The organism is Nocardia sp. NPDC046473 (genome assembly GCF_040645995.1).
Lineage (GTDB): Bacteria > Actinomycetota > Actinomycetes > Mycobacteriales > Mycobacteriaceae > Nocardia.
Map to the genome: position 1 here is coordinate 537,829 of NZ_JBEYZJ010000002.1, position 25,990 is coordinate 563,818.

Annotated in this window: 22 protein-coding genes; 14 read left to right on the forward strand and 8 right to left on the reverse strand. The window is 67.1% G+C overall.

Features of this window, described 5'->3' with window-relative positions; all coding sequences use genetic code 11:
• Positions 1-46 precede the first annotated feature (46 nt).
• Together ABZ942_RS08020 and ABZ942_RS08025 are read right to left on the reverse strand one after the other, a co-directional pair.
• Entirely contained in the window at positions 47-1,960 is a 1,914-nt protein-coding gene (locus ABZ942_RS08020; protein WP_357379971.1) for a glycosyltransferase, read from the reverse strand.
• Between the two features lie 124 nt (positions 1,961-2,084).
• Positions 2,085-2,630: a GtrA family protein gene (locus ABZ942_RS08025; RefSeq protein WP_357379972.1), complete on the reverse strand. Its 546-nt coding sequence runs from the start codon at positions 2,628-2,630 to the stop codon at positions 2,085-2,087.
• A gap of 147 nt (positions 2,631-2,777) precedes the next feature.
• Here ABZ942_RS08025 and ABZ942_RS08030 point away from each other — a divergent pair, with 147 nt between their 5' ends.
• Both ABZ942_RS08030 and ABZ942_RS08035 read left to right on the forward strand, forming a co-directional pair.
• On the forward strand, positions 2,778-3,770 hold the full coding sequence (locus ABZ942_RS08030) for a glycosyltransferase (protein ID WP_357379973.1): 993 nt from the start codon (positions 2,778-2,780) through the stop codon (positions 3,768-3,770).
• The gene (locus tag ABZ942_RS08035; RefSeq protein WP_357379974.1) at positions 3,767-5,347 is read left to right on the forward strand and encodes a DUF2142 domain-containing protein; all 1,581 of its coding nucleotides are present in this window, start codon (positions 3,767-3,769) and stop codon (positions 5,345-5,347) included. Before ABZ942_RS08030 ends, ABZ942_RS08035 begins: the two co-directional genes overlap by 4 nt.
• On the opposite strand, the gene rfbB is transcribed toward ABZ942_RS08035, so the two are convergent.
• Positions 5,344-6,348, reverse strand: a complete 1,005-nt coding sequence (rfbB, locus tag ABZ942_RS08040; RefSeq protein WP_357379975.1) for a dTDP-glucose 4,6-dehydratase — start codon at positions 6,346-6,348, stop codon at positions 5,344-5,346. The two genes, ABZ942_RS08035 and rfbB, sit on opposite strands and share 4 nt — an antisense overlap.
• A 308-nt stretch (positions 6,349-6,656) precedes the next feature.
• Here rfbB and ABZ942_RS08045 point away from each other — a divergent pair, with 308 nt between their 5' ends.
• Together ABZ942_RS08045 and ABZ942_RS08050 are read left to right on the forward strand one after the other, a co-directional pair.
• Positions 6,657-7,376: a hypothetical protein gene (locus ABZ942_RS08045; RefSeq protein ID WP_357379976.1), complete on the forward strand. Its 720-nt coding sequence runs from the start codon at positions 6,657-6,659 to the stop codon at positions 7,374-7,376.
• 174 nt (positions 7,377-7,550) lie between these two features.
• A complete protein-coding gene (locus tag ABZ942_RS08050) occupies positions 7,551-8,270 on the forward strand; it encodes a hypothetical protein (RefSeq protein WP_357379977.1) in 720 nt (239 codons plus the stop codon).
• A gap of 135 nt (positions 8,271-8,405) precedes the next feature.
• Here the strand turns inward: ABZ942_RS08050 and ABZ942_RS08055 are convergent, their stop codons facing one another.
• Entirely contained in the window at positions 8,406-9,398 is a 993-nt protein-coding gene (locus ABZ942_RS08055) for an alpha/beta hydrolase (protein WP_357379978.1), read from the reverse strand.
• A 237-nt stretch (positions 9,399-9,635) separates the two neighbouring features.
• Between ABZ942_RS08055 and rfbA the strand changes: the two genes are divergently transcribed.
• Complete coding sequence (gene rfbA / locus ABZ942_RS08060) at positions 9,636-10,508, forward strand: glucose-1-phosphate thymidylyltransferase RfbA (protein ID WP_357379979.1); 873 nt, start codon at positions 9,636-9,638, stop codon at positions 10,506-10,508.
• A 2-nt stretch (positions 10,509-10,510) separates the two neighbouring features.
• A complete protein-coding gene (gene rfbC / locus ABZ942_RS08065; RefSeq protein WP_357379980.1) occupies positions 10,511-11,059 on the forward strand; it encodes a dTDP-4-dehydrorhamnose 3,5-epimerase in 549 nt (182 codons plus the stop codon).
• Positions 11,060-11,128: 69 nt separating this feature from the next.
• On the opposite strand, the gene ABZ942_RS08070 is transcribed toward rfbC, so the two are convergent.
• The gene (locus ABZ942_RS08070; RefSeq protein ID WP_357379981.1) at positions 11,129-12,595 is read right to left on the reverse strand and encodes an MFS transporter; all 1,467 of its coding nucleotides are present in this window, start codon (positions 12,593-12,595) and stop codon (positions 11,129-11,131) included.
• Between the two features lie 85 nt (positions 12,596-12,680).
• Between ABZ942_RS08070 and ABZ942_RS08075 the strand changes: the two genes are divergently transcribed.
• On the forward strand, positions 12,681-13,106 hold the full coding sequence (locus tag ABZ942_RS08075) for a MarR family transcriptional regulator (protein ID WP_357379982.1): 426 nt from the start codon (positions 12,681-12,683) through the stop codon (positions 13,104-13,106).
• Between the two features lie 25 nt (positions 13,107-13,131).
• Here the strand turns inward: ABZ942_RS08075 and ABZ942_RS08080 are convergent, their stop codons facing one another.
• Both ABZ942_RS08080 and ABZ942_RS08085 read right to left on the reverse strand, forming a co-directional pair.
• Positions 13,132-13,980 (reverse strand): helix-turn-helix transcriptional regulator, encoded by an 849-nt coding sequence (locus tag ABZ942_RS08080; protein WP_357379983.1) that lies wholly within the window; start codon positions 13,978-13,980, stop codon positions 13,132-13,134.
• A 245-nt stretch (positions 13,981-14,225) separates the two neighbouring features.
• Positions 14,226-14,801: a DUF4282 domain-containing protein gene (locus tag ABZ942_RS08085; RefSeq protein WP_357379984.1), complete on the reverse strand. Its 576-nt coding sequence runs from the start codon at positions 14,799-14,801 to the stop codon at positions 14,226-14,228.
• Positions 14,802-15,116: 315 nt separating this feature from the next.
• On the opposite strand from ABZ942_RS08085, the gene ABZ942_RS08090 reads away from it, so the two are divergent.
• The 3 genes from ABZ942_RS08090 (at position 15,117) to ABZ942_RS08100 (ending at position 18,905) form a co-directional block, all read left to right on the forward strand.
• Positions 15,117-15,599: a hypothetical protein gene (locus tag ABZ942_RS08090; RefSeq protein ID WP_357379985.1), complete on the forward strand. Its 483-nt coding sequence runs from the start codon at positions 15,117-15,119 to the stop codon at positions 15,597-15,599.
• 239 nt (positions 15,600-15,838) lie between these two features.
• Positions 15,839-18,052 (forward strand): molybdopterin-dependent oxidoreductase, encoded by a 2,214-nt coding sequence (locus ABZ942_RS08095; RefSeq protein WP_357379986.1) that lies wholly within the window; start codon positions 15,839-15,841, stop codon positions 18,050-18,052.
• Positions 18,053-18,275: 223 nt separating this feature from the next.
• Positions 18,276-18,905 carry a pyridoxamine 5'-phosphate oxidase family protein gene (locus ABZ942_RS08100; protein ID WP_357379987.1) on the forward strand — a complete coding sequence of 210 codons (630 nt, stop codon included), beginning with the start codon at positions 18,276-18,278 and terminating at the stop codon, positions 18,903-18,905.
• 6 nt (positions 18,906-18,911) lie between these two features.
• Here the strand turns inward: ABZ942_RS08100 and ABZ942_RS08105 are convergent, their stop codons facing one another.
• Positions 18,912-19,367: a GtrA family protein gene (locus ABZ942_RS08105; protein ID WP_357379988.1), complete on the reverse strand. Its 456-nt coding sequence runs from the start codon at positions 19,365-19,367 to the stop codon at positions 18,912-18,914.
• Positions 19,368-19,460: 93 nt separating this feature from the next.
• Here ABZ942_RS08105 and ABZ942_RS08110 point away from each other — a divergent pair, with 93 nt between their 5' ends.
• From ABZ942_RS08110 to ABZ942_RS08125, 4 genes are all read left to right on the forward strand, one after another.
• Positions 19,461-20,948, forward strand: a complete 1,488-nt coding sequence (locus ABZ942_RS08110) for an FAD-binding oxidoreductase (protein ID WP_357379989.1) — start codon at positions 19,461-19,463, stop codon at positions 20,946-20,948.
• Positions 20,945-21,706, forward strand: coding sequence for a decaprenylphospho-beta-D-erythro-pentofuranosid-2-ulose 2-reductase (locus ABZ942_RS08115; protein ID WP_357379990.1), 762 nt, complete (start codon positions 20,945-20,947; stop codon positions 21,704-21,706). The genes ABZ942_RS08110 and ABZ942_RS08115 overlap by 4 nt, the downstream gene beginning before the upstream one ends.
• Before the next feature lie 234 nt (positions 21,707-21,940).
• Positions 21,941-23,947 (forward strand): arabinofuranosyltransferase, encoded by a 2,007-nt coding sequence (locus ABZ942_RS08120; RefSeq protein WP_357379991.1) that lies wholly within the window; start codon positions 21,941-21,943, stop codon positions 23,945-23,947.
• Positions 23,948-24,142: 195 nt separating this feature from the next.
• Positions 24,143-25,975 carry a glycosyl transferase gene (locus ABZ942_RS08125; RefSeq protein ID WP_357380367.1) on the forward strand — a complete coding sequence of 611 codons (1,833 nt, stop codon included), beginning with the start codon at positions 24,143-24,145 and terminating at the stop codon, positions 25,973-25,975.
• Positions 25,976-25,990 lie beyond the last annotated feature (15 nt).

Sequence of the window (25,990 nt, forward strand, 5' to 3'; positions counted from 1 at the left end):
GAGGGGACGGGCAAAATCTTGCCCGTCCCCTCAACTATGTCCGAGATCAGTTGTCGCGCTTGGCATTCTCGATGCCGTAGAGCCGTTCCCAGTTGGCCCGGCTGGTCAGCTCCGGCACCGCGGCGCGGTACTCCTGCTGCAGGGCGGGCAGTTCGTTGCGTAGCCGGCGCAGCACCTGGATGGTGCGGCGGAGCAGCTGACGGGCCCGCGCCTTGTCTCGCTGCCGGACCCGGACGCCGGACTGCGAGGCGTCGGTGACCACCACGTGGTCGAACAGCGAAACATGCCACCAGTACGCGTCTTCGCGCGTGACGCCGATGACGCCGTGCTGGGTGCGGCCGAACCACTGGTTGATGGCCCGCTTGATCAGCACCAGCACCGGGCGGCTCGGTTCGCCGGTGGCCCTGCGCAATTGGATGTCACCGGAGCGCACCGGCGGCGTGGACGCCGGATGCTTGATCGTCTCGGGGTAGTCGGACCTGGTGCCGCGGGCGGCGGCCAGCGCGTCGATGCCGCCGTCCCGCAACACCTTCGGCCCCTTCAGGAAGTCCTCGATGCCCTGCAGCGTGGTGTGCACCAGGCCGTACTGCATGGCGACCAGCTGCTCGGACAGCTCGCGGAACAGCTTGCGGGTGATCGCCTTGGCGTCCAGATCGGTGTGCAGCGAGCCGACGATCAGCGAGTTGCGCGTGCTGAAGTAGCGCGCCCAGTCGTCGTAGTCTTTCCAGTAGAAGTCCGCGTGCCAGACCGCCGCGTTCGGCAGGGTGACCGTGACGAAGCCGTTCTCGCGGGCCCGGATGCCGTATTCGACGTCGTCCCACTGGAAGAAGATCGGCACCGGCAGCCCGATCTTGGCGACCACCTCGGCCGGGATCAGGCAGGTCCACCACGCGTTGTAGCCCGCGTCGACCCGGCGCTCCTGGTTCTTCTTGAGCATGCTGGTGTTGCGCAACGCCTTCGGCACCTTCTGCCCGTGCCGCAGCTGCTGCAGGTGCACCTCTTCGGCGCCGACATTGAGGTAGTCGGGGTTGAGCAGGAACAGCATCTGCGCGCCGACCAGGGTCGGCTCCACGGTCATGTTGGCGAAGGCGTTGAGCCGCAACACCGTTTCCGGCTCGCACAGGATGTCGTCGTCCATCAGGATGACGTCGGCGTGCTCGTTGGCCGCGGACACCTCGTAGAGCCCGCGCGTGAAACCGCCCGCCCCACCGAGATTGGGCTGGCGGATATAGCGCAGCTTGTCGCCGAAGACCGGCACCACCTCTTGGTAGCGCGGCCGGTTCTGCACCAGATCGGTGCCCTGGTCCACCACGTACACCGCGTCGATCGCGGCCAGCACGACCTCGTCGGAGGCCAGCGCCGCGACCGTGTGCGCGCAGTCCTCGGCCCGGTTGAAGGTGCAGATGGCGATCGCGACCGGCCGAATATGGTCCGGCGCGGCGGTGGTCCAGCTGACCTCGGTGATGCCGAGGTCGCCGCCGATCGCGTCGAATTCGAGCCAGATCGCGCCGCCGTCGACGTACTGATCCAGCGGCGCGCTGAGCGTCAGCGGGCCGCTCGCGGTGACCTGCGCGGTGTCGATGATCCGGCGATGCCCCGCGATATCGGAGGCGACCAGGCGAACCCTGGCCTTCTTGGTCACGTCGAGCACCATGGTCACCCGCACCTCGGTGACGGTGGTCCAGCGCTGCCAGTAGCTCGCGGCGAAGCGGCCGAAATAGGTGTTGGTGTGTGCGGCGGTTCCCTTTTCCAGCCGCAGCACCTGGCGTTCCCGGTGCGCGCGACCCTTGACGACGGCATAGAGCTCGTCGCTCACCTTCGCCGACGGACCGGTGAAGATGCCGCGCTGCAACACCAGCCGATCCGGGGCCAGGTGCTCGGAGCGCAGTGAGGCCGGGGCGGCAACGGCCGGCGCTCGATCGTTCGTTTCGGTCACGGCCTGGGTAGCCGACTGATCCATGAAGTCCTCGAAATCGTTATCGTGCCGGACGGGACAGACTGCCCCTGGATGCCGTTCGCGGCGGGGGTGAGGATATCAACCAGCGTAGCTAGCTGCCTGCTCAGTGGTGGTGCCGACGTGTCTTTTACTGTTGCTGAACGTTCGCTGAAGTATCGATCTCGGCCGGGCCCACCGGCTCGCTCGCGCCGGTGAAAACGAACTTGTCGTAGGCCCAGTAGCGGAATATCACCGCCACGATCTGGCCGATGAGGGTGCCGGAGATGTTGTCCGACAACGGTGAGGACAGGTCGAGCACGTACCGGGAGAAGCCGAGGCAACCCAGTTGCAGGCCGATCGCGACGACGTTGAAGACCGCGTAGAGAAGGTATTCACGCCCGGGGTTGTCGGTCTTCTTGTGCGCGAAGGTCCACCACTTGTTCCCGAAGTAGGTGACCACCGTTGCCACCGCGATCGCGATGATCTTGGCGGGCAATGGGTAGTGATAGAGCACCCCCTCGCCACCCCAGAACACCAGGAGGTTGTAGGTGCCCGCGTCGACCAGGAAACCGATCGCCCCGACCACCAGGAAGGCGCTGCCCTGCCGCAGTGCGGTGAGCACCTTCCGCACGATCGATGCCTCGGCGGGCGGCACGGTCTCGCCCGCCTGCGCGGTCGACTCACTGGTTGGCACGGCCCGACGGTACCGCAGCCCGCGTGCGTCGTGCCCCGACCGAAAATTCCGCCCCCGACGCGGTGAGGTCGGCCACGCGTCCACCCTGGGTTCCCTGTACCCTCCCGGTGTTCCCACATTCACCACCGATCGCGAGGATTGACCCGGGTGGACTCCACCGAGCTTCGTATTGCCGCCGTGGTGCCGTGCCACAACGAAGAAGCGTCCGTCGCCAAGGTCGTCGCCGACCTGCAGGCCGCCGTGCCGGGGATCGTCGTTTACGTCTACGACAATCTGAGCACCGACCAGACCGCCGAGCGCGCCCGCGCCGCCGGTGCGATCGTGCGCCACGAGTACACCAAGGGCAAAGGCAATGTGGTCCGCCGCGCCTTCGCCGACATCGAGGCCGATGTCTATCTGATGATCGACGGCGACGACACCTACGAGGCGTCGGCCGCGCCATTGATGATCAAGACGCTGCTGGACGGCCCGTACGACCACGTGCTCGGCGTGCGCAGACAGGACGAGAGCGGCTCGGCGTACCGCGCCGGGCACGAGACCGGTAACAAGGTGCTCAACGGCGTGGTCGGCAAGGTGTTCGGCGAGAACGTCGAAGACATGCTGAGCGGCTTCCGGGTGTTCTCCCGCCGCTTCGTGAAGAGCTTCCCCGCGGTATCGCGTGAGTTCGAGATCGAGACCGAACTGACGGTGCACTCGCTGCACCTGCGGGTGCCGCGGACCGCGGTGCCGGTCGATTTCCGGGACCGCCCGGCGGGCAGCGAGAGCAAGCTGCGCACCTATCACGACGGCCTGAAGATCCTGGCGCTGATCATCGGCCTGGCCAGGCACGAGCGGCCGGTCATGTTCTACGGCCTGTTCGGCACGCTGAGCTGGCTGGTGTCGATCATCTTGAGCATCCCGATCGTCGTCGAGTTCTACCACACCGGCACGGTGCCCCGGTTCCCGACTTTGTTCCTCGCGTTCACGTTGCTGCTGCTCGGCAGTCTCGCCTGGACCGCGGGCCTGATCCTGGACGGCATCCGGCGTTCGCGGCACGAGGCCGCGCGGCTGGTGTATCTGCGCTACTCCGCGGTGAGTGCGGACGACTTTCATCCGAACGGCAACGGCGGTGACGCCCGCACCGGCGGAGACCGGCAGTGACCGCCGCGGCGGACCGAGCCACAGCGGAAGACAACGAATCGACACCCGCCCAGACGTTGGACGAGACGACCCCCGCGTCGGCCAACGGCAACGGCGCGGCGAAGCCCTTGTCGGTCAAGACTTCCGACAGCTCGTTCGGCGGCCGCGTGGTGACCCGCTTCGGCGGCGCGACGATCGCCTTCACGGTGCTGGTCGCCATCTTCGGCGGCCTGTTCACGTTCCTGACACCCGCCTTCTGGGGTCATGACGAGATCACCCAGTTCGGCCGCGCCTATCAGGTCGCGCACGGCGGGCTGCTGCCGCAAAAGATTCACGACGATCGCGGCGTCGCCTACGGCGGTGACGTGCCGAAGAGCATCACCGCCCTGATGGGCTACGCGCTGCACGACTACCAGAACAACCCCGAAGAGCCCGGCGCAATGGTCGAGGATCCGGGCGCCTACGACCGGCTCGGCGGCGCTGCCGTGTCCGACGCCAAGGAACCCGTCTGGTTCACCAACACCGCCGCCTACTCGCCGGTGCCGTATATCCCTGCCGCCGTTGGCATTCGAGCAGCCGAGCTGTTCGGCCTCGACGTCGGCGGGACGATCGCGCTGACCAGGTCGGCCGGGCTGGTCGCGTACCTCGTCGTCGTCGGCTTCGGCCTGTACGCGCTGCGCAAGCGTCGGGTGCAGTGGCTGGCGTTCACCGTCGCGGTGCTGCCGATCGCGGTGTTCCAGGCGGGCACCGTCACCGCGGACACGATGACCAACGCGCTGGCCATCATGGTGTCGGCGCTGCTGGTGAAGGCGCTGTTCCTCGGCGACCGGCTCGGTCGGCTGGAAACCGGTGCGCTGCTTGCCGCGACGATCCTGCTGCCGGTGAGCAAGCCGACCTACGTGCTGCTCGCGATGCTCGTCGTACTTGTGCCCGCAGACCGGCTCGGCTGCACCGGTTGGAAGCGCGGAATCCCCTGGGGTTTCGCGGTATTGGGCGGCCTGGTCTTCGCCGTCTGGATGAAGATCGCGGCGCCGACCGGCGACGGCATGGGCCTGATGCGGCCCGAGCACCAATGGCATTCGGTCAAGCCAGGTGAGCAGCTGCGCGGAATCCTCACCGACCCTGGCCATTTCATCAACGTGTTCGGCGAGAGCATCGCGCTGCGCGACGAGCGGTGGTTCAGCCAGTTCTTCGGCGAGCTCGGCTTCTCCTACATCGACGTGCCCGCCTTGACGATGCTGGCCTGCCTGTTCGCGTTCGCGGTGAGTATCGGTGTGGCGGATCGGATGACCGCCGCCACCTTCCGGCGCACGCTTCTCGTCGCGCTCACCGTGGCGGCGAGTGTGGCGATGATCTACGTGACGCTGTACATGTCGTTCACGCCGGTCGGCTACTACATCATCGACGGCGTGCAGGGCCGCTACTTCGTGCCGCTGGCGATCGTCGCCTTCGCGGTGCTGCTGCGCTGGATGCCGTTGCGGCTCACCAACATCGCCGGACGGACCCCGACGCTCGGTCCCGCGGTGACGGTCATCGTCGCAACGGTCATCGCGCTGATCGGCGCGGTCTGGAAGTACTACGACATCGTCTGGGGCTAGTCGAGGGTCTGCTCGCCCGCGGCGACGTAGGCACGCTCGGTGATGGCTTTGTAGGGGCGCCACCAGGATTCGTTGTCGCGGTACCACTGGACGGTCGCGGCCAGGCCGGCGCGGAAGTCGGCGTAGCGCGGGGTCCAGCCGAGTTCGGTGCGCAACAGCGTGGCGTCGATCGCGTAGCGCTGGTCGTGGCCGGGGCGGTCGGTGACGTGGTCGAAGTCGTCCGGGTCGCGGTCGAAGGCCTCGAGGATCATCCGCACCACGGACTTGTTGTCCAGCTCGCCCTGCGCGCCGATCAGGTAGGTCTGCCCGATCCGCCCGCGCTCCAGCACGTCCCACACGGCGCGGTTGTGGTCGTCGACGTGGATCCAGTCGCGCACCTGATGGCCCGCGCCGTAGAGCCGCGGCCGGACGCCGTCGATCAGGTTGGTGATCTGGCGCGGGATGAACTTCTCCACATGCTGATACGGCCCATAGTTGTTGCTGCAGTTGGACAGCGTGGCGCGGACGCCGAACGAGCGGGTCCAGGCGCGCACCAGCAGGTCACTGGAGGCCTTGGTGGCCGAATACGGGCTGGACGGGTTGTACGGCGTGCGTTCGGTGAACGCGGGCTCGTCCGGCAGCAGGTCGCCGTAGACCTCGTCGGTGGAGACGTGGTGGTAGCGCACGTCGTAGCGGCGCACGGCCTGCAGCAGCGAATAGGTGCCGACGATATTGGTCTGCACGAACGGCCACGGCTCGGCGAGGGAGTTGTCGTTGTGTGATTCGGCGGCGAAATGCACCACCGCGTCGACACCGCTGACGAGCTCGTCGACCAGATCCAGATCGGCGATATCACCGTGCACGAAATCGATGCGGTCGGCCACCGGGTCGAGCGAGGCGCGATTTCCGGCGTAGGTCAGCGCGTCCAGAACCGTTACGGTGGCGTCGGGACGGTCGGCAATGGTCTGCTTGACGAAGTTGGCTCCGATGAATCCGGCTCCGCCGGTGACAAGCAATCGCACGCCATGACTCTACGTCGACGGGTGCGCGAGAGCGGGATCGACGCAGCACCAGACGATCTCGGCCGATCCGCCAGAGTTGCGCTCTGTGACCTTGGTCTCATACTCTCCGGTAGATATAGGACGCCCAGTCTGCTTTGCGGGCCAAAACCCCGGCAGGCGTGCATATTTCCACAACCCCACCATGCCATGAGTCTCCTTGGTGAACAAAATTTGAATAAAAGGTCACAACCGGTTCACCACGCGTTAGCTGGTCTAGATTTCGATCGTCTAGTCCCCTCCGAACGCTTCACATCGAGGTTTTCAACAAAATGCTGATGAGGAAATTCGCCGCGACCTCGGCGCTGCTGATCGCCGCTCTTGGCGTGACCGCTGGCACCGTCAATGCGGCTCCGGCCCCCGAGGCCGATAACGGAGCCGTCAATTTCACGGCGAGCTCCACCCCCACCCAGACCATCGTCTCGACCGACTCCGGCTCCATGGTCGTCGAAGACGGCGCCTTCAAGATCAAGGCTGCCAACGGCACCACCCTTACGGGCACCGAACTGAAGTTCCGCGTGGACGAGTTCGAGTTCCCGATCGCGGCCGACATCGCGGATCACACCGCGACGCTGACCCCGCAGTTCGAGATGGACAAGGCGGTCTACAAGCCCGTCGCCCTGCCCTTCGAAGACAAGGCTCCCTGGAAGAACGAGTTCGACCGTGAGCAGGCCGCCTTCAACCGCATGAAGGACACCATCGCGATGGGCGCCACCATCGGCACCCTCGTCGGTGGCCTCGGCGGCGCTGCCGTCGGTTGCGTGCTCGGCGGCATCCTCGGCGCCACCGCTGCCGCTGCCACCATCATCGGCATGTTCGGTCCGTTCATCCCGGCCGCGGCCGTCGGCTGCCTCGGCGGCATCATCGCCGTCGGCGCGCTCGGCACCGTCGCGGGCCAGATCCTGATCACCGCGCCGGTCGCCATCGGTGCGGCCATCCAGTACTTCGCGACCACCTCCGGCCCGTTCAACGCGCCGCCGGCTCCGAAGTAAGTCGAACGTTCCTCTAACACAACTGAATTCGCACAACTGAAGAAAACGAGCCAGGAACCCGCTCGACTGTCCGTCGAGCGGGTTTCCCAAAGCCGGCCGTGTTACTGAAAGTTTGCGACCTCAGTTTCCGGCCCCCACCCCCTGCCAAAAGCACCTGGATGAGGACCAAAACGCATGATCATCAAGAAGTTTGCCGCCACCTCGGCCCTACTTATCGCCGCGCTCGGTGTCACCGCTGGCACCGTTAACGCGGCTCCGGCCCCCGAGGCCGGCGATGCCATCAACTTCACCGCCCAGGCCGTCGACTCGACGTCCATCATCAAGACCGATGCCGGCTCGATGGTCGTCGAGGACGGTGTCTTCAAGATCAAGGCCGCCAACGGCACCACCGTCGCGGGCACGCCGCTGAAGTTCCGGGTCGACGAGTTCGAGTTCCCGATCGCCGCGGACATCGCCGATCACACCGCGACGCTGACCCCGCAGTTCGAGATGGACAAGGCGACCTACAAGCCGGTCGCCCTCCCGTTCGAGGACAAGGCGCCGTGGAAGAGCGACTACGACCGTGAGCAGGCGGCCTGGAGCCGGATGACGAGCACCATCTCCATGGGTGCCACCATCGGCACCCTGGTCGGTGGCCTCGGCGGCGCGGCCGTCGGCTGTGTGCTCGGCGGCATCCTCGGCGCCACCGCGGCCTCGGCCACCATCATCGGCCTGTTCGGCCCGTTCATCCCGGCCGCCGCCATCGGCTGCCTCGGCGGCATCATCGCCGTCGGCGCCCTCGGCACCGTCGCCGGTCAGATCTTCGTGACCGCCCCGGTCGCGATCGGTGCGGCGATCCAGTACTTCGCCACCCTGGCGCAGCCGTCCATCCCGGCGCCCGCGCCCGCCAAGTAGGCAACGCGCACAACCGAATACACCGTCGAAACCCCGCTCGGCCCTGTGCCGGGCGGGGTTTCGCCTGTTCCCGGCATGCGCGAGCCCCGTCCCGGCCACAAGCGGAACGGGGCTCGCCTGGACAGGCCGGACGGCTTACGCAGTCCGTGCCTGCTGGCCCTCCTCGATCCGAGCACGGACGAAGCGCGAAACCCTGGCCAGCGCCGCCCGGCTCTCCGGCAGGTTCGGCGCGATGCTCATGAACGCGTGCACCTGACCGCGCCAGAGCTCCACCGCGTTCGGCACACCCGCCGCGGTGAGCCGCTGTGCCATCAGCTCGCAGTCGTAGCGCAGTACCTCGTCCTCCGCGGCGATCAGCAGCACCGGCGGCAGGCCGGCCAGGATCCCGTTGACCGGCGAGAGCAGCGGGTCCAGCTTGCCGTCGATCTCCGCGCCGATGCGGACCACCGCCTCCAGCGCGAGCAGCGGAATGTACGGGTCGCGCCGGACATTGACGTGAGTTCTCTTGGCCGCGTAGTCCAGATCGAGCAGCGGGCTCAACCCGACCAGCCCGGCGGGCGCGGGCAGGCCGACCTCGATCGCGCGCAACGCGGTGGCGAAAGTCAGGTAACCGCCCGCCGAATCGCCGGCGAACACGATCCGGCTCGGGTCGGCGCCGTGCCGGAGCAGCCAGCGGTACGCGGTGAGGCAGTCGTCGACCGAATTGGTGATGCGCTTGCTCGGCAGCTGGCGATAGTCGACGTTCACCACCGGAAGCCCGGTACGCCGCGCCAGGCTCGCCGCGACCGGTCGATGGGTGCGGAGCCCACAGACCGCGAATCCGCCGCCGTGCATGTACAGCAGGGCACCGTGGCGCAGCGCCCGTGCCGCGCCCGCCGGGCGCAGGATCTCCATCCGGAAACCGTTGAGCGACACCTGCTCCCGATCGATCCCCGACGGCTCGGGCCGCAGCCGCGCGAGCGTGTCGATGGCGAGCGCGCCGATCGGGATGGTCGCGCGGGTGATCGGTGCGGCACGCAGGGCGGGCCGGACGACGCCGAGGCAGGCCGCCAGCACCAGACGCGCAGGGGCACTCAAATTTTCCGGATTCATCACATTGCCGGGCTCGCCGACGCTGGTCGCTGCCATCGCGCACCTACCTCACCAACTGGCGCGCCGAGCCACGACCGAGCGGTCCCAGGCGAGCTGTCGGCGCTGACATCTCACACAATGATGTTTCAGAACACCATGCGTTGTGTGACCTAAGCAACATAATCGCCGAATCGGCGGCTCATGAAACCGAGAAAGCCCATTCCGTAATCAATTCGACGAGCACCCGGAACCTCGCCGACGCCTAGTGCGGGCCGAGCTGGCAGACTCCTGGTCATGCGGGGAATCATCTTGGCTGGTGGCACCGGCTCCCGGTTACATCCGATCACGCGCGGGGTCAGCAAGCAGCTGGTCCCGGTCTACGACAAGCCCATGGTCTACTACCCGCTGTCCACCCTGATGCTCGCGGGCATCCGGGACATCCTGGTCATCACCACGCCCGCGGACGCGGACGCGTTCGGCAGGCTGCTCGGCGACGGCGCGCAGTTCGGCCTCTCGATCAGTTACGTCGTGCAGCCCGAACCGGACGGCCTGGCCCGCGCCTTCGTGCTCGGCGCCGACCACATCGGCACCGACGAGGCGGCACTGGTGCTCGGCGACAACATCTTCCACGGCCCCGGGCTCGGCACCAGCCTGAACCGGTTCGCCGGGATCGATGGCGGCGCGGTGTTCGCCTACCGGGTGTCGGATCCGACCGCGTACGGCGTGGTCGAGTTCACCGACGGACGCGCGGTGTCCATCGAGGAGAAGCCGAAGACGCCGCGGTCGAACTACGCCATCCCCGGGCTGTATTTCTACGACAACGACGTCATCGAGATCGCCCGCACGCTGCGGCCTTCCGCGCGTGGCGAATACGAGATCACCGACATCAATCGGGCGTACCTGGAACAGGATCGACTGCGCGTCGACGTGCTCGCCCGCGGCACCGCGTGGCTCGACACCGGCACCTTCGACTCGCTGCTCGACGCCGCCAACTACGTGCGCACCATCGAAGAACGGCAGGGCCTCAAGATCGGCGTGCCCGAGGAGGTGGCCTGGCGGATGGGCTTCATCGACGACGAACAGCTGTGCAAGCTCGCCGAACCGCTGGCCCGGTCCGGCTACGGGAGCTACCTGCTCGACATTCTCGAACGCGGCCGGGACTGGTGAACATGGAGTTCAGGGAACTCGCGGTGCCCGGCGCCTGGGTGATCACCCCGCGCCAGCTCGGTGACGGCCGCGGCATGTTTCTCGAGGGCTTCAAGGCCTCGGAGTTCGAGAAGGTGACGGGCCGGCCGTTCGATCTGCGGCAGGTGAACCTGTCGGTCTCGGCGGCGGGCGTGCTGCGCGGCATCCACTACACCGAGGATCCGCCGGGGCAGGCGAAGTACGTGACCTGTGTGCGCGGCGCGTTTCTCGACGTGGTCGTCGACCTGCGTCCCGGCTCACCGACCTACGGACGCTGGGACAGCGTGCTGCTCGACGATGTCGACCGGCGCTCGATGTTCCTGTCCGAGGGCCTCGGGCACGCGATCCTCTCGCTGGAGGACAACTCCACCGTCACCTATCTCTGCTCGTTGGAGTACACGCCCGAATTCGACAGGGACATCGACGCTTTCGATCCGCGGCTGGGTATCGAATGGCCGACGGTGGGCCGGGACGGCAGTCCGCTGACCTTCCTCCGCTCGGCCAAAGACACTGCGGCGCCACCCTTTTCCTGAGCAACACGAAAGCCGACCGGCACCACCCCACAGTGGCGCCGGTCGGCTTTTTCGAGTCGGCCGCGAGGGTCAGCCGACGAGTTCGAGCTCCGGCTCCGGAGCCGCCTCGGCCTGCTTGTCGCGCTTCTTGACGAAGAAGGCCGAAAGGGCAACGAGCGCACCGACAATCGAGACGGCCGCGGCGAACATCAGACCCGGACGGTAGGTGTCGAGCATCGCGGTGGGCGAGGTGTCACCGTGCGTACCCGACGCGATGATCGCGGTGGTCACCGCGAGCACGATGGCCGCACCGACCTGCATGGAGGTCTGCAGCACGCCGGCCGCGAGACCCTGTTCGTCGTCGTCGATTCCGTTGGTCGCCTGAATGTTGATGGCAGGGAAGCCGACCCAGCCGATGCCGATCAGCAGGATCGCGGGCAGCAGCATGGTCCAGTACGACGGCGCGGTGTCCAGCCGCAGGAACAGCAGGTAGCCGACGGCCATCACGGCCATGGTGACGCCGATGATCGGGCCGGTGCCGAACCGGTCGACCAGCTTGTCCGAGAACACCGCCGACAACGCGACCATCAGACCGACCGGCAGCAGCGCCATCGACAGCTTCAGCGGCGACCAGCCGAGGGAGTCCTGCATGTACAGGGTCACGATGAACTGCCAGCTGAAGTAGGAACCGGCCACCGCGACGATCGCCAGGCTCGCCCGGAGCAGCGACACCTTGCGCAGGATGCCGAGCCGGACCAGCGGGTGCTTGACCCGCTTCTCCACCGCGATGAACCCGGCGAACAAGACGAGCACCGCGGCGAACGAACCGAGCGTGCGGGCCGACGCCCAACCGGCCTCCGGCGCGGTGACGACGGTGTAGACCAGCAGCAGCATCGCGGAGGTGGACAGCAGCGCACCGAACAGGTCGTGGCCGCCACCCTCGGCGGGCTTGTCCTTGGGCACCAGCACCCACGCGGCGGCCAGCGCGGCCAGCGCGATCGGGACGGGCAGCAGGAAGGTCCAGCGCCAGCCGACGCCGGTCATCAGGCCGCCGAACAGCAGGCCGGACGAGTAGCCACCGGCACCGAACACGGTGTAGATGGACAGCGCCTTGTTACGGGCCGGGCCCTCGGCGAAGTTGGTGGTGATGATCGACAGACCGGTCGGCGCGGTGAACGCGGCGGCCAGCCCCTTGATGAAACGGGTGAGGATCAGCAGCGGGCCGGTGCTCACCAGACCGCCGGCGAGCGAGGCGACCGCGAAGACCGCCAGTGCGATGAGGAAGACCTTGCGGCGGCCGAACAGGTCGGCGGTGCGGCCACCGAGCAGCAGCAGGCCGCCGTAACCGAGGATGTAGCCGCTCACCAGCCACTGCAGTGTCGAGGTCGAGAGATCGAGTTCGTTGCCGATGGACGGCAGCGCCACGCCGATCATCGAAACGTCGAGGCCGTCGAGGAACAGCACGATGCACAGCGTGATCAGCATGCCCCAAAGGCGGGTAGTCCATCTGGTCGGATCGGTCGCGGAAGCGGCCGCCAGGGTTGCTGGTGAAGTCATGCGGGGTACATTACATGCACACGCATTAAATGCCAACACATTTAATGCAGTTGCATGGACTAGCCCTGACCACTAGGATGGGGCCATGTCGAACCCGTCGACAATCGAGACAGCCCGCCGCACCGTCGCGCAGACCGGGCTGATTGGCGAGTGGCGCGAGCTGCTCGACCGGCACGCGACGGTGAGTTGCGCACTGGAAAAAGCGCTACAGGGACAGCATCAGATCGGACTCAGCGAGTTCGAGACCCTGGACCGGCTGATCGACGCCGACTGTGGCGACTATCGAATGAGCGATCTGGCCAACGACATCTACCTGAGTCAGAGCGCGCTCTCGCGTGCGGTGGCGCGGCTGGAGCGTGACGGCCTGGTGGCGCGCACCATGTGCACCGACGACCGCCGCGCGGTGTTCGTCTGCCTCACCGAAAAAGGCCGCGAGGTCTACGAGCGGGCGCTGCCCACGCACCGCTCCGTGTTGAGCGATACCTGGGGCTCGCCCGGCCAAAAGTGCTGAGGCACAAAGGCACCCGAGCTCAGCACTACACGCGAGAGCTGTCGCGCGCTTCCTCGATGCCTGCGCGCGCGTCCACCGCGACCGCGCCAAGGCTCGTGAAAGCCTTTCGGTACCGGTCGATTTCGATCTCCTTGTCCAGGTAGACCGGCCCGGTGAACGCCTCGACGTAGACCACCGGCGGTTCGGGCTGCTCGCCGACCCGCAGCTCGGGGAACTCGAGCATGACGAATCGGCCCGACTCCATGCCCTCGTGGTAGCCGGAATCCGGTGGCACCACCCGGATTCGGACGTTGGGCAGGTCGCACATGCGCCGCAGGTGTTCCAGCTGCCCGGCCGCCACGTCGGCGCCGCCGATGCGCCGCCACAGCACCGCCTCGCTGATCACCGCGTCGAGGTGCAGCGGCGAATCGGCCCTGGTGACCAACGCCTGCCGGGCTCGGCGCAGCTGCACCCGGCGATCGATCTCACTCGCCGACATCTCGGGACGCGCGGTGCGCAGCATCGCACGCGTGTAGGCCTCGGTCTGCAACAGACCGGGCACCAACTCGTTCTCGTAGGTCGACAGCCGGGCCGCCGCCTCCTCCAAGCCGATGTAGACCTCGAACCCCTCGGCGATCACGTCGCCGTACGCGGTCCACCACCCCCGCGCCTTGGTCTCCCGCGCCAAGGCGGTCAGCGGCGCGATGAGGTCGGACGGCGCGCCGTAGACCTTGCACATCGCCTCGACATCGAGGCTGCGCAGTGAGGTCTGGCCCGTCTCGATCCGCCAGATCTTGGCCTCCGACCATTCCAGCTGCTGGGCGGCCGTCCTGGTGGTCATCCGCGCCCGGTTGCGCAGGTCGCGCAGATGGCGCCCGAGCTGGCGCCGGGGCATGGTCGATCCAGTCGTCCCCTGCGGTAAAGCCATAGGTGTTCCCCCCTCGTTGCCGTGCGCCGGTCGCACTCCCGAACCCATCCGGGTCCGCCCTCGCGACCATCCCTAGCTGATGCCCGTTTCGGTATCTGAGCATCCGAACAGCATTGTTTCACAGCAAATCGGACACAGGTCACGATCGGTGGCTCAGCTAGGCCGATGGCCTCACGACGCCAAACATGTTTGGCCAGTGCGGTTTGCCGCCACTACCTGCGCGAGCCGCCCTTGCGGAAGCGCCAGAACTGCACCGCGCGAACGTCTTCGGAGAGCTGGTTGACCGGCTCGGCGACATCGGACAGCGCCTGGAACAGATCGTCGGCCAGCTCGCTGATGTGCTCCATCCTGGTCGCCAGACGCGAGGCGTTCGCCAGGAATTCCAGGATGAGACGCACCGCGGCCGCGATGGTCAGCCCGAGCGGCACCCCGATCAGCGCCGCCAGCACCCCGAGCACCGCCGAGACCCGCCATATGGACACCGTGAGCGCGATCGGCACCGCGAAGGCAAACACCAGTCCGAGCATGTAGACCAGCGGCAGCAGCGTGCGCGTCGCCGTGCGCCGGAACTGCACATCGAGCAGACCGCGCGCCGCCTCGACGCTCCACTGCCGGAAGGCGCGCGGGCTCTCGAACGGCTCCGGCGGCTGCTCGTCCGCGACCGGGGTGCCGCGAGAGAACCGGCGCGCCGCCGACTCCTTCCAAGTGATCCACCGCGATTCGGCTTCGTACTCCTCCGGGTCCGGCAGCTCACTTCCCCTGCCGGTGCCGTTGGACTCATCACTCATGATCGAAATCCTCCCCGTAATCCCACATCCGGGCCAGCCGTAACCTCGTCGCAGACCACACGAGTCCCACCATCCACAGCTGCCTCGCAGGAACGGCACAGCGAAAGAACAGGTCAGCGGCCGAAAGTAGCGGCGGGACAACAACTCTTGACGAGTTCGAGCAACGTCATAGCAATTAGCTTTCAAGTAGGACTGAAAGAGACGTAGCCAACAGTCCTGAAGAAGTTTTGAAGATCGCGTAACGCTGCGCCCCACAGGCACCGATACGCCCCATGAAGATGCAGGACCCAGATCTACCGGGGAATGGAGAGAACAGTGCGCACCACGTTTCCGACTTCCGTCTCGGCGGCCGCAATGACCGCCGCTGCGCAGGACTACACCCAGCGCGGATGGACGGTCGCAGAAACGGCCAACGGTCTCTGCCTGATCACCGATGACGACCTTTCCGCCATCGAGGTCAGCGGCGAGCTGGCCGGCGAGGTTCGCCGCTTCCTGCGGGCGAACAACCTGTCCGGCCCGGTCATCGAGCTGCCCGGCGCCGAGCGTCGCGAGATCCACTTGGTCACCGGCGTCCGCAAGGCCGCCATGGCGCTCGAGGCGCTGACCGCCGCGGGTGCCACCGTCTACACCGACGGCGCGGGCGTCCCGCTGCCGCCCACCCAGCTCTCGGCCGGTTCGGCCTGCTGGAGCGTCGCGCCGGGTGAGGCCCGCTGGGTACCGCCGGTCGTCGCGATCAGCGCCGCCGTCCGCGCCGCGACCGCCCGCAAGGGCTCGGCGCTCACCAGCGTCGCTTGCTGAACTGAGGCACGACGGCCGGGCTGATCGTCCGGCCACCACGACCGATACCGAATCGCCGGTATCGGTCGTTTTGTCGTTGTAGATCCGATCGATACCGCAGAGTCGGCGCCCGTCTCGATTACGCTGTGAAATAAGGCACTCCCCAAGGCGAGGACTGATTTCGCGAGCACATGGGTAACTCACCGGGTACGGGCTCAGCCCCGCAAGCAACATCACCGCAGGCCGCCGACGTCACAGTCGTGGCAGAGAAGTCTGGCCTGAATACGCGGAGAGGCGGACAAGCATCCCGCAACCTATTGCGCACCTGCCCGCTTTGCGAGGCCGTGTGTGGACTCGAAATCACTCTCGATCCCGACGATCACGTGACCTCGGTCCGTGGTGACAAAGCGGATCCCTTCAGCAAGGGCTTCATCTGTCCGAAGGGGGCGAGCTTTGGCCGATTGGATGAAGATCCGGATCGGGTGACCGAGCCGATGATTCGGGATCGGGCGACCGATACCTGGCGGGCCGCCTCATGGAATGAGGCATTCGATCTGATCGCCGAGCGTTTTCCTGCGGTTATAGCCGAATATGGAAAACAATCGGCGGCAGTGTATTTGGGCAATCCGAACGCACACACCGTGGCGGGCGCGCTGTACGTACCGGTGCTGCTGCGTGCGCTGAGCACCAAGAACATCTTCTCGGCCAGTACCGCCGATCAGATGCCCAAGCAGGTGTCCAGCGGGCTGATGTTCGGCGATCCGCTGACCGTGCCGGTGCCGGACCTCGATCGCACCGACTATCTGCTGATGCTCGGCGCGAATCCGCTCGAATCGAACGGATCGCTGTGCACCGCACCGGACTTCCCCGGCCGGTTGAAGGCTTTGCAGCGCCGGGGCGGCCGGTTCGTGGTGGTCGACCCGCGGGTCACCCGTACTGCGAAGCTGGCCGACGAGCATCTGTTCATCCGGCCGGGCAGCGACGCGTATCTGCTGTTCGGGATCGTGCACACGCTGTTCGCGGAGAACCTGACCGACGTTCGGGTCGCGGTTGCCGGACTCGATGAACTACGGACGGCCGCAGCGGCATTCAGCCCGGACTCGGTGGCGGTGCGCACCGGAGTACCCGCGGAAACCGTGATTCGGCTCGCGCGCGAACTCGCCACGGCGCCGACGGCGGCGGTGTACGCCAGAATCGGCACCTGCACAGCGGAATTCGGCACCATCACCCAGTGGCTGGTGGACGCGATCAACACCCTCACCGGCAACCTGGACGCACCCGGCGGCGCGATGTTCGCCACCGCGGCGGCGGGCGGCATCACGCGCAGCAAGCCGTTCCGGCTCGGCCGCTGGACCAGCCGGGTCCGCGAAATGCCCGAGGCGATGGGCGAACTGCCGGTCGCGACCCTGGCCGACGAGATCCGCACCCCGGGCGACGGGCAGATCCGCGCGCTGGTCACGGTCGCCGGAAACCCGGTGCTGTCCGCGCCGAGCGGCCCCCGCTTGGACGCCGCCTTCGCCCAACTCGACTTCATGGTCAGCGTCGACCGCTACCTCAACGAAACCACCAGGCACGCCGACGTGATCCTGCCGCCGCCGCGGCCGGTGCAGTCGCCGCACTACGACTTCGCGCTGCTGCAGTTCGCGGTACACAACTACGCGCGCTACTCCCGGCCCCTGGTGCCACTGGATGATCGGCCCTCGGAATCGGCGGTGCTCGTCCGCCTCGCCGCGGCGGTCTCCGGCATGCCGCACGAGGGGGTGGACGGGGTCGACCCGATCACCGGCGTGGACGAATTGATCATGGCGGGCACCCTGCAGAAGGCCGGAATGGCCGACCGGCGCGGCGAATTGGTCGGTGCGGACACCACCGAGCAACGCCTCGACCTGATGCTTCGACTCGGCCCATTCGGCGAATGGAACGGCGGCACGCTGAATCTACAAGTGCTGCTGGACAATCCGCACGGCATCGACCTGGGCCCGTTGCAGCCGAGGCTGCCCGGCGTGCTGCGGACCGCGTCGAAGCAGGTGGAACTGGCCCCGCAGCCGCTGCTCGACGACGTGGCCAGGATGCGGGCGCGGCTGGCCGATATCGCGCCGGACGTGGTGTTGATCGGACGGCGCCAGCTGCGGTCCAATAACAGCTGGATGCACAACATCGGCCAGCTGGTGAGCGGGTCCAATCGCTGCACGCTGCATATCAATCCGGCCGACGTGGCCCGGCTCGGGCTCGGCGAGCACGCGGTGGTGAAGTCGGCCGCGGGCACGCTGACGGTGCCGCTGGAGCCGACCGAGACGATCATGCCCGGGGTGGTGAGCCTGCCGCACGGATGGGGCCACGCCGACAGCACGCAGACGGTCGCCAGGGCACACGCCGGTGTCAGCGCCAACGTGCTGACCGATGATTCGGTGGTCGATGTGCCGTCGGGCAACGCGATCTTCAACGGCGTCCCGGTGACGCTGACCCCGGCATGACAGCGGCCGGTGCGGTCCGGAGTGGGACAACCATCCCGGCCGGTCGGCTTGTTGTCGAACCTCGGAATCCCTTGCGCTAACTACGCATTCAGTGCATTCTCAACGTTGATTTCCCAGTTTTTGCCAGGCCGAACGGACTAAAATGGACAGGATCTCGGTTTAGTCGCGGGCTCAACGACGACCCTCGAAGGACCCGGATTCCGGCGACCAGAGGGTGGCGAAGATGCCCGGTACACAGTGCGGCAGCGACGGTGAGCACGAGCTACAGGATCGGTACGGCACCCAGGACAGAGCCGCCCGCTTCTATAACGACCAGGTGCTCGAAGAGCTGAATCCCACGATGATCGAATTCATCGGCCGGATGGAGATGGCCTTCATCGCCACCTCGGACAAGCACGGCGAATGCGATTCCAGCTTCCGTGCGGGCGAGCCCGGCTTTCTGCACGTCATCGACGAACGCACGATTGCGTACCCGGAATACCGGGGCAACGGCGTGCTGGCCAGCCTGGGCAACATTCTGGAGAACCCGCACGTCGGCATCCTGCTCATCGATTTCGTCCGCGATCTGATCGGCCTGCACATCAACGGCTCGGCCAGGATCGTCCCCGACGCCACGCTGCGCAGCGCGACCCCCGGCCTGCCGGAGAACATCAAGGGCCGCACCGCCGAACGCTGGGTGGTCGTCGACATCGAAGAGGCATACATCCACTGCCGCAAGCACATTCCCCACCTGGTGCCCGCCGACCGCGAGCGGCGCGACTGGGGCACCGACAACGTCCGCGCCAAGGGCGGCGACTACTTCGGCGCCAAGGCCGAGAGCAGCGACCGGGCCGGAGCCCTGGTCAACCACTGACGCGGCCTAGTGGATCTTGAAGATCACCAGGCGTTGCACGACGAAGTTGATGACCGTGGCCGTGCCCTGCGCGACGACGAACGCCAGCAGCTGACGCCAGGCGGCGTCGGGCAGCGCGTCGTAGAGCACCGCGTTGATGCCGACCTGGACGGCGAAGGTGACCGCGTAGAGGATCACCACCGCGACGAAACGGGCCCGGCTGGGCGGCGCCTGGAAGGTCCAGCGGCGATTGATCAGATACGCCGTCGTGGTGCCGACGATGAAGCTGAGCGACTTGGCCACCTCGCGCGGCAGCCCGAGCAGGTTGAACAGCAGGCTGTACAGCCCGAAGTCGACGATCGCCGACAGCCCGCCGGTCAGGGTGAACCGGACGATCTGCGTCTTCAGGTCGACGTCGGTACCGCCCGGCTCGTCGACCAGCGGCAGCTCGGCCGGCAGCGGCAGGTGGGGTTCGGCATGCACGCGACGAGCGTAGCGGTCGCTAAACCGATATGTAGATCACTACTCCGGAGTAAGAGACATCGACGCCGATGTCGGGTCATACCTGTAGCCTCTATGCCGATGTCCACGAAAGCTCCGACCGCCACCACGACAACCGGTAACGAGAGCGGCGCCACCGTCACAAACGATGGGGCCGACGCCGGGAACGCGTTCGCATTGCCGACGCACACCCGCACGTTGACCGGGTGGGGTCGCACCGCACCAACCTCGTCCGAAGTGCTCTCGACCAGCGATCCGGAACTGATCGCCAAGGCTGTCGCCATGGTCGCCGAGGACAATGACTCGAAGCCCCCGCATCTGCGCCGCGGCGTGATCGCGCGCGGGCTCGGCCGCTCCTATGGCGACCACGCGCAGAACGCGGGCGGCCTGGTCGTCGACATGACCGCGCTGAACAACATCCATCGGATCGACCGCGACTCGCGGATCGTCGACGTGGACGGCGGCGTCAGCCTGGACCAGCTCATGAAGGCGGCACTGCCGTTCGGGCTGTGGGTCCCGGTACTGCCCGGCACCCGTCAGGTGACGATCGGCGGCGCCATCGCCTCCGACATCCACGGTAAGAATCATCACAGCGAGGGCAGCTTCGGCAACCACGTGCGCTCGATCGATCTGCTGACCGCCGATGGGCAGGTGCAGCACCTCACGCCGAAGCGCAACGCCAAGCTGTTCTGGGCGACTGTCGGCGGCAACGGGCTCACCGGCATCATCCTGCGCGCGACCATCGAGATGACGCCGACCGAATCGGCCTACTTCCTCAACGACGGCGTGAAGACCACGACGCTCGACGAGACGATCGCGGCGCACAGCGACGGCAGCGAGGCGAACTACACCTACTCGAGCGCCTGGTTCGACGTGATCAGCCCCGCGCCGAAGCTCGGCCGGGCCACCATCACCCGCGGCCGGCTGGCCAAGGTCGACGAGCTGCCCAAGCGGCTGCGCGCCAAGCCGCTGAAATTCGATGCGCCGCAACTGATGACGGTGCCGGACATCTTCCCGAACTGGACCATGAACAAGCTGACGCTGCGGTCCATCGGCGAGGCGTACTACGCGATGGGCGGCAACTACACCGGCAAGGTGCAGAACCTGACGCAGTTCTATCACCCGCTGGACATGATCGCGGAGTGGAACCGTGGCTACGGTTCCAACGGATTCCTGCAGTACCAGTTCGTGGTGCCGACCGAGGCGGTCGAGGAGTTCAAGCGGATCATCATCGACATCCAGGGCTCGGGCCACTACTCGGCGCTCAACGTGTTCAAGCTGTTCGGCGCGAGCAACCCGGCGCCGCTGAGCTTCCCGATGCCGGGCTGGAACATCTGCGTCGACTTCCCGATCAAGCCCGGCCTGAACGAGCTGGTCAGCGAGCTGGACCGGCGAGTGCTGGAGTTCGGCGGGCGGCTCTACACCGCGAAGGACTCGCGGACCACCGCCGAGACGTTCCACCAGATGTACCCGCGGATCGACGAGTGGATCAAGATCCGCCGAAGTGTCGATCCCACAGGCGTTTTCATGTCCGACATGGCGAGAAGGCTGGAGCTGCAGTGATCAATGCCGTAGGTAACCCGCAGGCCATCCTGCTGCTGGGCGGGACCTCCGAGATCGGTCTGGCGATCTGCACGGAATACCTGAAGAAGGGTCCCGCGCGCATCGTGCTCGCCGCACTGCCGAACGATCCGCTACGCGAAGACGCGGTCGCGCAGCTGAAGGCGGCCGGCGCGAGCCAGGTCGACGTCATCGACTTCGACGCGCTCGACACCGACAGCCACCCGAAGGTGATCGACGCGGCCTGGGACGGCGGCGACATCGATATCGCCATCGTCGCGTTCGCGCTGGACGGCGATCCTGAGGAGCTGTGGCAGAACCAGCGCAAGGCCGTGCAGGTGGCCGGAATCAACTACACCGCATCGGTTTCGGTCGGCGTGCTGGTCGGCGAGAAGATGAAGGCGCAGGGCTTCGGGCGGATCATCGCCATGTCCTCGGTGGCCGGTGAGCGGGTCCGCCGCTCGAATTTCGTCTACGGGTCCACCAAGGCGGGCCTGGACGGGTTCTTCCTCGGACTCGGCGAGGCGCTGCGCCCGCACGGCCCGCGGGTGCTGGTGATCCGGCCCGGCATGGTGCGGACCCGGTTCTCCGCGCACGTCAAAGAGGCGCCGCTCACGGTCGACAAGGAAGACATTGCGGTGCTTGCGGTTTCGGCCGCGCAGAAGGGCAAGGAGCTCATCTGGGCGCCGGGCGCCTTCCGCTACGTGATGATGATCCTGCGCCACATCCCGCGCCCGATCTTCCGCAAGCTCCCCATCTGAGAGCTGTTCCCTGAGCCGCACCTCGATCCGACCCGCACCTATCGCGTGGGTCGGGAGGTGCGGCTTTTTCGTTTCGCCACGACGGCATGCGTTGCCACATCCGAACCCGGACCTGGCAGCATGATCGCCGATCGTCCGTGCGAATGCCCAGCCGAGTGAACCCGGAGATGTCATGCGAGTAAGCCGACAAAGTCGCAGCACGGCGTGCCTCTCGCACGTCGCTGGAGCCGGTCGATGACGGCCACGGTGGTGGAGCGCGGTGAGACACCCTTACGCGGACGAGGATCTCTGTTCGCCAGGCAGATCGGATCGGGTGTCGGTGAGGCTGCGCTGGCGGCGCTCGTCGCCATAGTGGTGACCGCGATCGGGCTCTATGCGTTCTCGATGGTGCAGTGGCCCGCGTTCAACTCCTCCAATGTGACTCGCGCGTTGACGACGGTCGGGCAGGTTGTCGCCGCGGTCTTCGTGGTGGCGGCGATCGCGCTGACGCGGCTGCGGCCGGGTAAGTGGTTCGCTCGGCCGTGGGTGGCGAAACTGCTGTCCTGGGTTGGCATTTCGACGTTCGTCACGTTCACGCTCGGCATGCCGCTCGGCGCGACCAAGCTGTATCTGCTCGGCGTCTCGGTGGATCAGGAGTTCCGTACCGAATACCTGACCCGGCTCACCGATTCCGCGGCGCTGCACGACATGACCTATGCGGATCTGCCGCCGTTCTATCCGGCCGGGTGGTTCTGGATCGGCGGACGGGTCGCCAATGTCCTCGGCATGGACGGGTGGGAGGTGTTCAAGCCGTACGCGATCGGATCGATCGCGGTGGCGGCGGTGATCTCACTCGTGCTGTGGTCCAAGCTGATTCGCGCGGACTGGGCGATCGCCGTCACGGCGGCGGTGACCGCGCTCGCGGTCGCCTACGCCTCGCCGGAGGCGTACAGCGCGGTGATCGTGATCCTGCTGCCTCCGGCGCTGGTGCTCGCCTGGGGTGCGCTGCACCGGCCGGGCGAACGGGGGAACACCCTCGGTGGTTGGGGTGCGGTGTTCGGCACCGGTTTGTTCCTGGGGATGGCCGCCACGTTCTACACCCTGTACGCGGGCTTCGCGGCCTTCGCCGTCGGGCTGATGGGCCTCATCGCGGCCGGACTCGCGGTGCGCGAACAGTACGCCGCCGCGCAGCCGCGACGTGCCAGGGGCTACGACGACACCGTCCGGCCGTGGCGGGCGGCCGTCCCGCCGCTGGTGCGGCTGGTGGTGGTCGCGGCGATCGCCGCGCTGGTCGCGCTGATCGTGTGGCTGCCGTATCTGTTGAAGACGCTGAGCGGAAAGGTCGCGACCTCGGGCTCCGCGTTCCACTATCTGCCGGAGTCCGGTTCCGAACTGCCGTTGCCGATGGCCGAATTCTCGCTGCGCGGCGCGCTGTGCCTGGTCGGCCTGCTCTGGTTGGTGCTGCGGGCCGCCTCGTCGCGGCGCGCGCAGGCGCTCGGCATCGGCGTGCTCGCGGTTTACCTGTGGTCGCTGCTGTCCATGGCGGCGACCGCGGCGGGCACCACGCTGCTGTCGTTCCGGCTGGAATCGGTGCTGCTCGCGCTGCTCGCCGCGGCGGGCGCGTTCGGTTTCGTCGAGGGCGCCAGGGCGATCTATCAGGCGTTGAACGAGCCGGGCGGCTTCCGGCTCGCCGCGGTGGCGGTCGCGATCGTCGGCACGCTCGCGTTCACCCAGAACATCCCGCACATCCTCGCGCCGGAGATCACCACCGCCTACACCGACACCGACGGCAACGGGGAGCGCGCCGACAAGCGCCCGCCCTCGGCCGTGGCGCACTACCGCGCCATCGACGAGGCGCTGCTCGCGCAGACCGGACGGCCGCGCTCGGACACCGTGCTGCTCACCGCCGACACCAGCTTCCTGTCCTTCTATCCGTACTACGGCTTCCAGGCGCTCACCTCGCACTACGCGAACATGCTCGCCGACTTCCCCGGCCGGGCCGCGACCATCGAGAGCTGGAGCAAGCTGAAGTCCTCCGGCGCGCTGCTCGACGCCTTGGCGGCCAGCCCGTGGCGGGCGCCGGACGCCTTCCTGTTCCGCGACAGCGGCGACACCTACACGCTGCGCCTCGCCAGGGACGTCTACCCGAACGATCCCAACGTGCAGCGCTACACCGTCGCGTTCCCCAAGGACCTCTTCAACGACCCGCACTTCACCACCACCGATATCGGCCCCTTCACCTTGGTCACCGTCCGCCGATAGCCAGCTCGAATAAAACAGGGCAGAAGCGCGTCTCGACCTGCGCCTCCGCCCTGTTTTCGGCTGCGCGCGGCTCCCGTTGCCAGGCACAACACAGCGTGTTCGGTTAGCGTGGGCGGCTGAGTTGCAGCTAGTTACAGGAGCGGTTTGCAGGTGGTACGGGCACGACAGGTCGATCTGGGCACGCAGGACGGGTCGGTGGTAGGAGCCGCGGAACGGGAAGCCGTCGCGACCGGCGTGCGCACCACCGCGACGTCGACGCCGGTCCGCAAGCGCAGGCTCCCGCGCATCCGGGTGAACCCGATCGATCTGGTCGCCGCGTTCGGCTACCTCGCGTTGGCGGTCGTCGTCCTGTCCGGGCAGTGGCGCAACACGCAGAGCGGATACCTGATCAAGAGCGGTCAGGACCAGACCATGTGGGAATGGTTCTTCGCGGTCACCGCGCATTCGGTGGCGCATCTGGAGAACCCGCTCGGCACCACGCTGCAGAACTTCCCGGCCGGGGTGAACATGATGGCCAACACGGCCATGTTCGGGGTCGGGGTGCCGCTGACTCCGATCACCCTGTTGTTCGGGCCCACCGTGACGTTCGTGCTGGTGCTGACCCTCGGGCTGGCTACCACCGCGCTGGCCTGGTACTGGCTGTTCTCCCGTGAGCTGGTCCAGTCCAGGATCGCGGCCGGGATCGGCGGGCTGTTCTGTGGTTTCGCGCCCGCGATGATCTCCCATGCCAACGCGCACCCGAATTTCGTTGTGCTGCTGCTACTTCCGATCATGGCCGGGCTGCTGATCCGGATGGCGCGGCGAGCCGGGGTCCATGATCCGGACCGGCGGCGCCGGCGTGTTCGCGATGCCGTTCTCTTGGGATTCCTGGTGGCGCTACAGATCGCGCTCGGTGAGGAACCGCTGCTGATCTTCGCGCTGTCGTTCGGCTTGTTCACAGTTGTGTACTACTTGCACACACCGCGACAAGGCCTGCGCGTGCTGCGCGGGATCACCCCGGCGATCATGCTGGCCGGGGCAATCGCCTTGCTGTGCACCGTGATACCGCTGTGGTACCAGTTCTTCGGGCCGCAGAGCTACCGCTCGATCGATCACGGCCCGATGGGCAACGATCTGAAGGCGATCACGCAGTTCCCGTCCGAGTCGCTCGGCGGTCTCTTCTCGCCGGGACAGTACGTGGCGATCAACGACACCGAGCAGAACGCCTACTTCGGCTGGCCGCTGCTGCTGGTGCTGGCCGGCACCGTCGTGCTGCTCCGGCGGGAGCGGGTGGTGCGGGCCGCCGCCGTGGTGATCGCGGTGTTCGGTGTGCTGTCGCTCGGCGCGGTCGCCATGTTCGGCAAGCGGGACACCGGGTTCGCCTTGCCGTGGCGCTGGGCCGAACACGTCCCGCTGCTGAGCACAGTGCTGGAAACCCGGCTCACCATGGCGGCGATCCCGGCCATCGCGGCGGTGCTCGCCCTGGCGACCCAGCGGGCGATCGGCTGGTGGCGGGAGTCGCCGGTCGACTGGCGGCCGCTGGCCTGGTTCGGCGCACTGCTTTTCGCGTTGCTGCCGCTGATCCCGACCGTGCTCCCGGTGGTCCAGCGACCGCCGACGCCCGCGTTCTTCGCGGACGGGATGGTGCGCGATTACGTCAACACCGGGTCGGTGGTGATGGTGCCGCCGTCGCGGCCGATGGACGCGGGCGCGCTGCGCTGGCAGGCCGACACGGACTTCGACTTCCCGCTCGCCGGTGGCTATTTCGTCGGCCCGACCAGCACGCAGAAGAAGGGCATCTACGGCCCCGAGTTCCGGCCGACCACCGCGCTGCTGGTGCGGGCGCAGGACACCGGCACCGTGCCGCCGCTGACCGACGAGGCCCGCGAACAGATCCGCGCCGACCTGAACTTCTGGCGGGCCGACGTGTTCGTGCTGCCCGCGACCAGGAATGTCGACACGCTGCGCACCACCATGACGCAGCTGCTCGGCTTCGGGCCGACCCGGGTCGCCGACGTGTGGGTTTGGGACGTTCGCGCGATGCGATAGGTGGTGATCACCGGC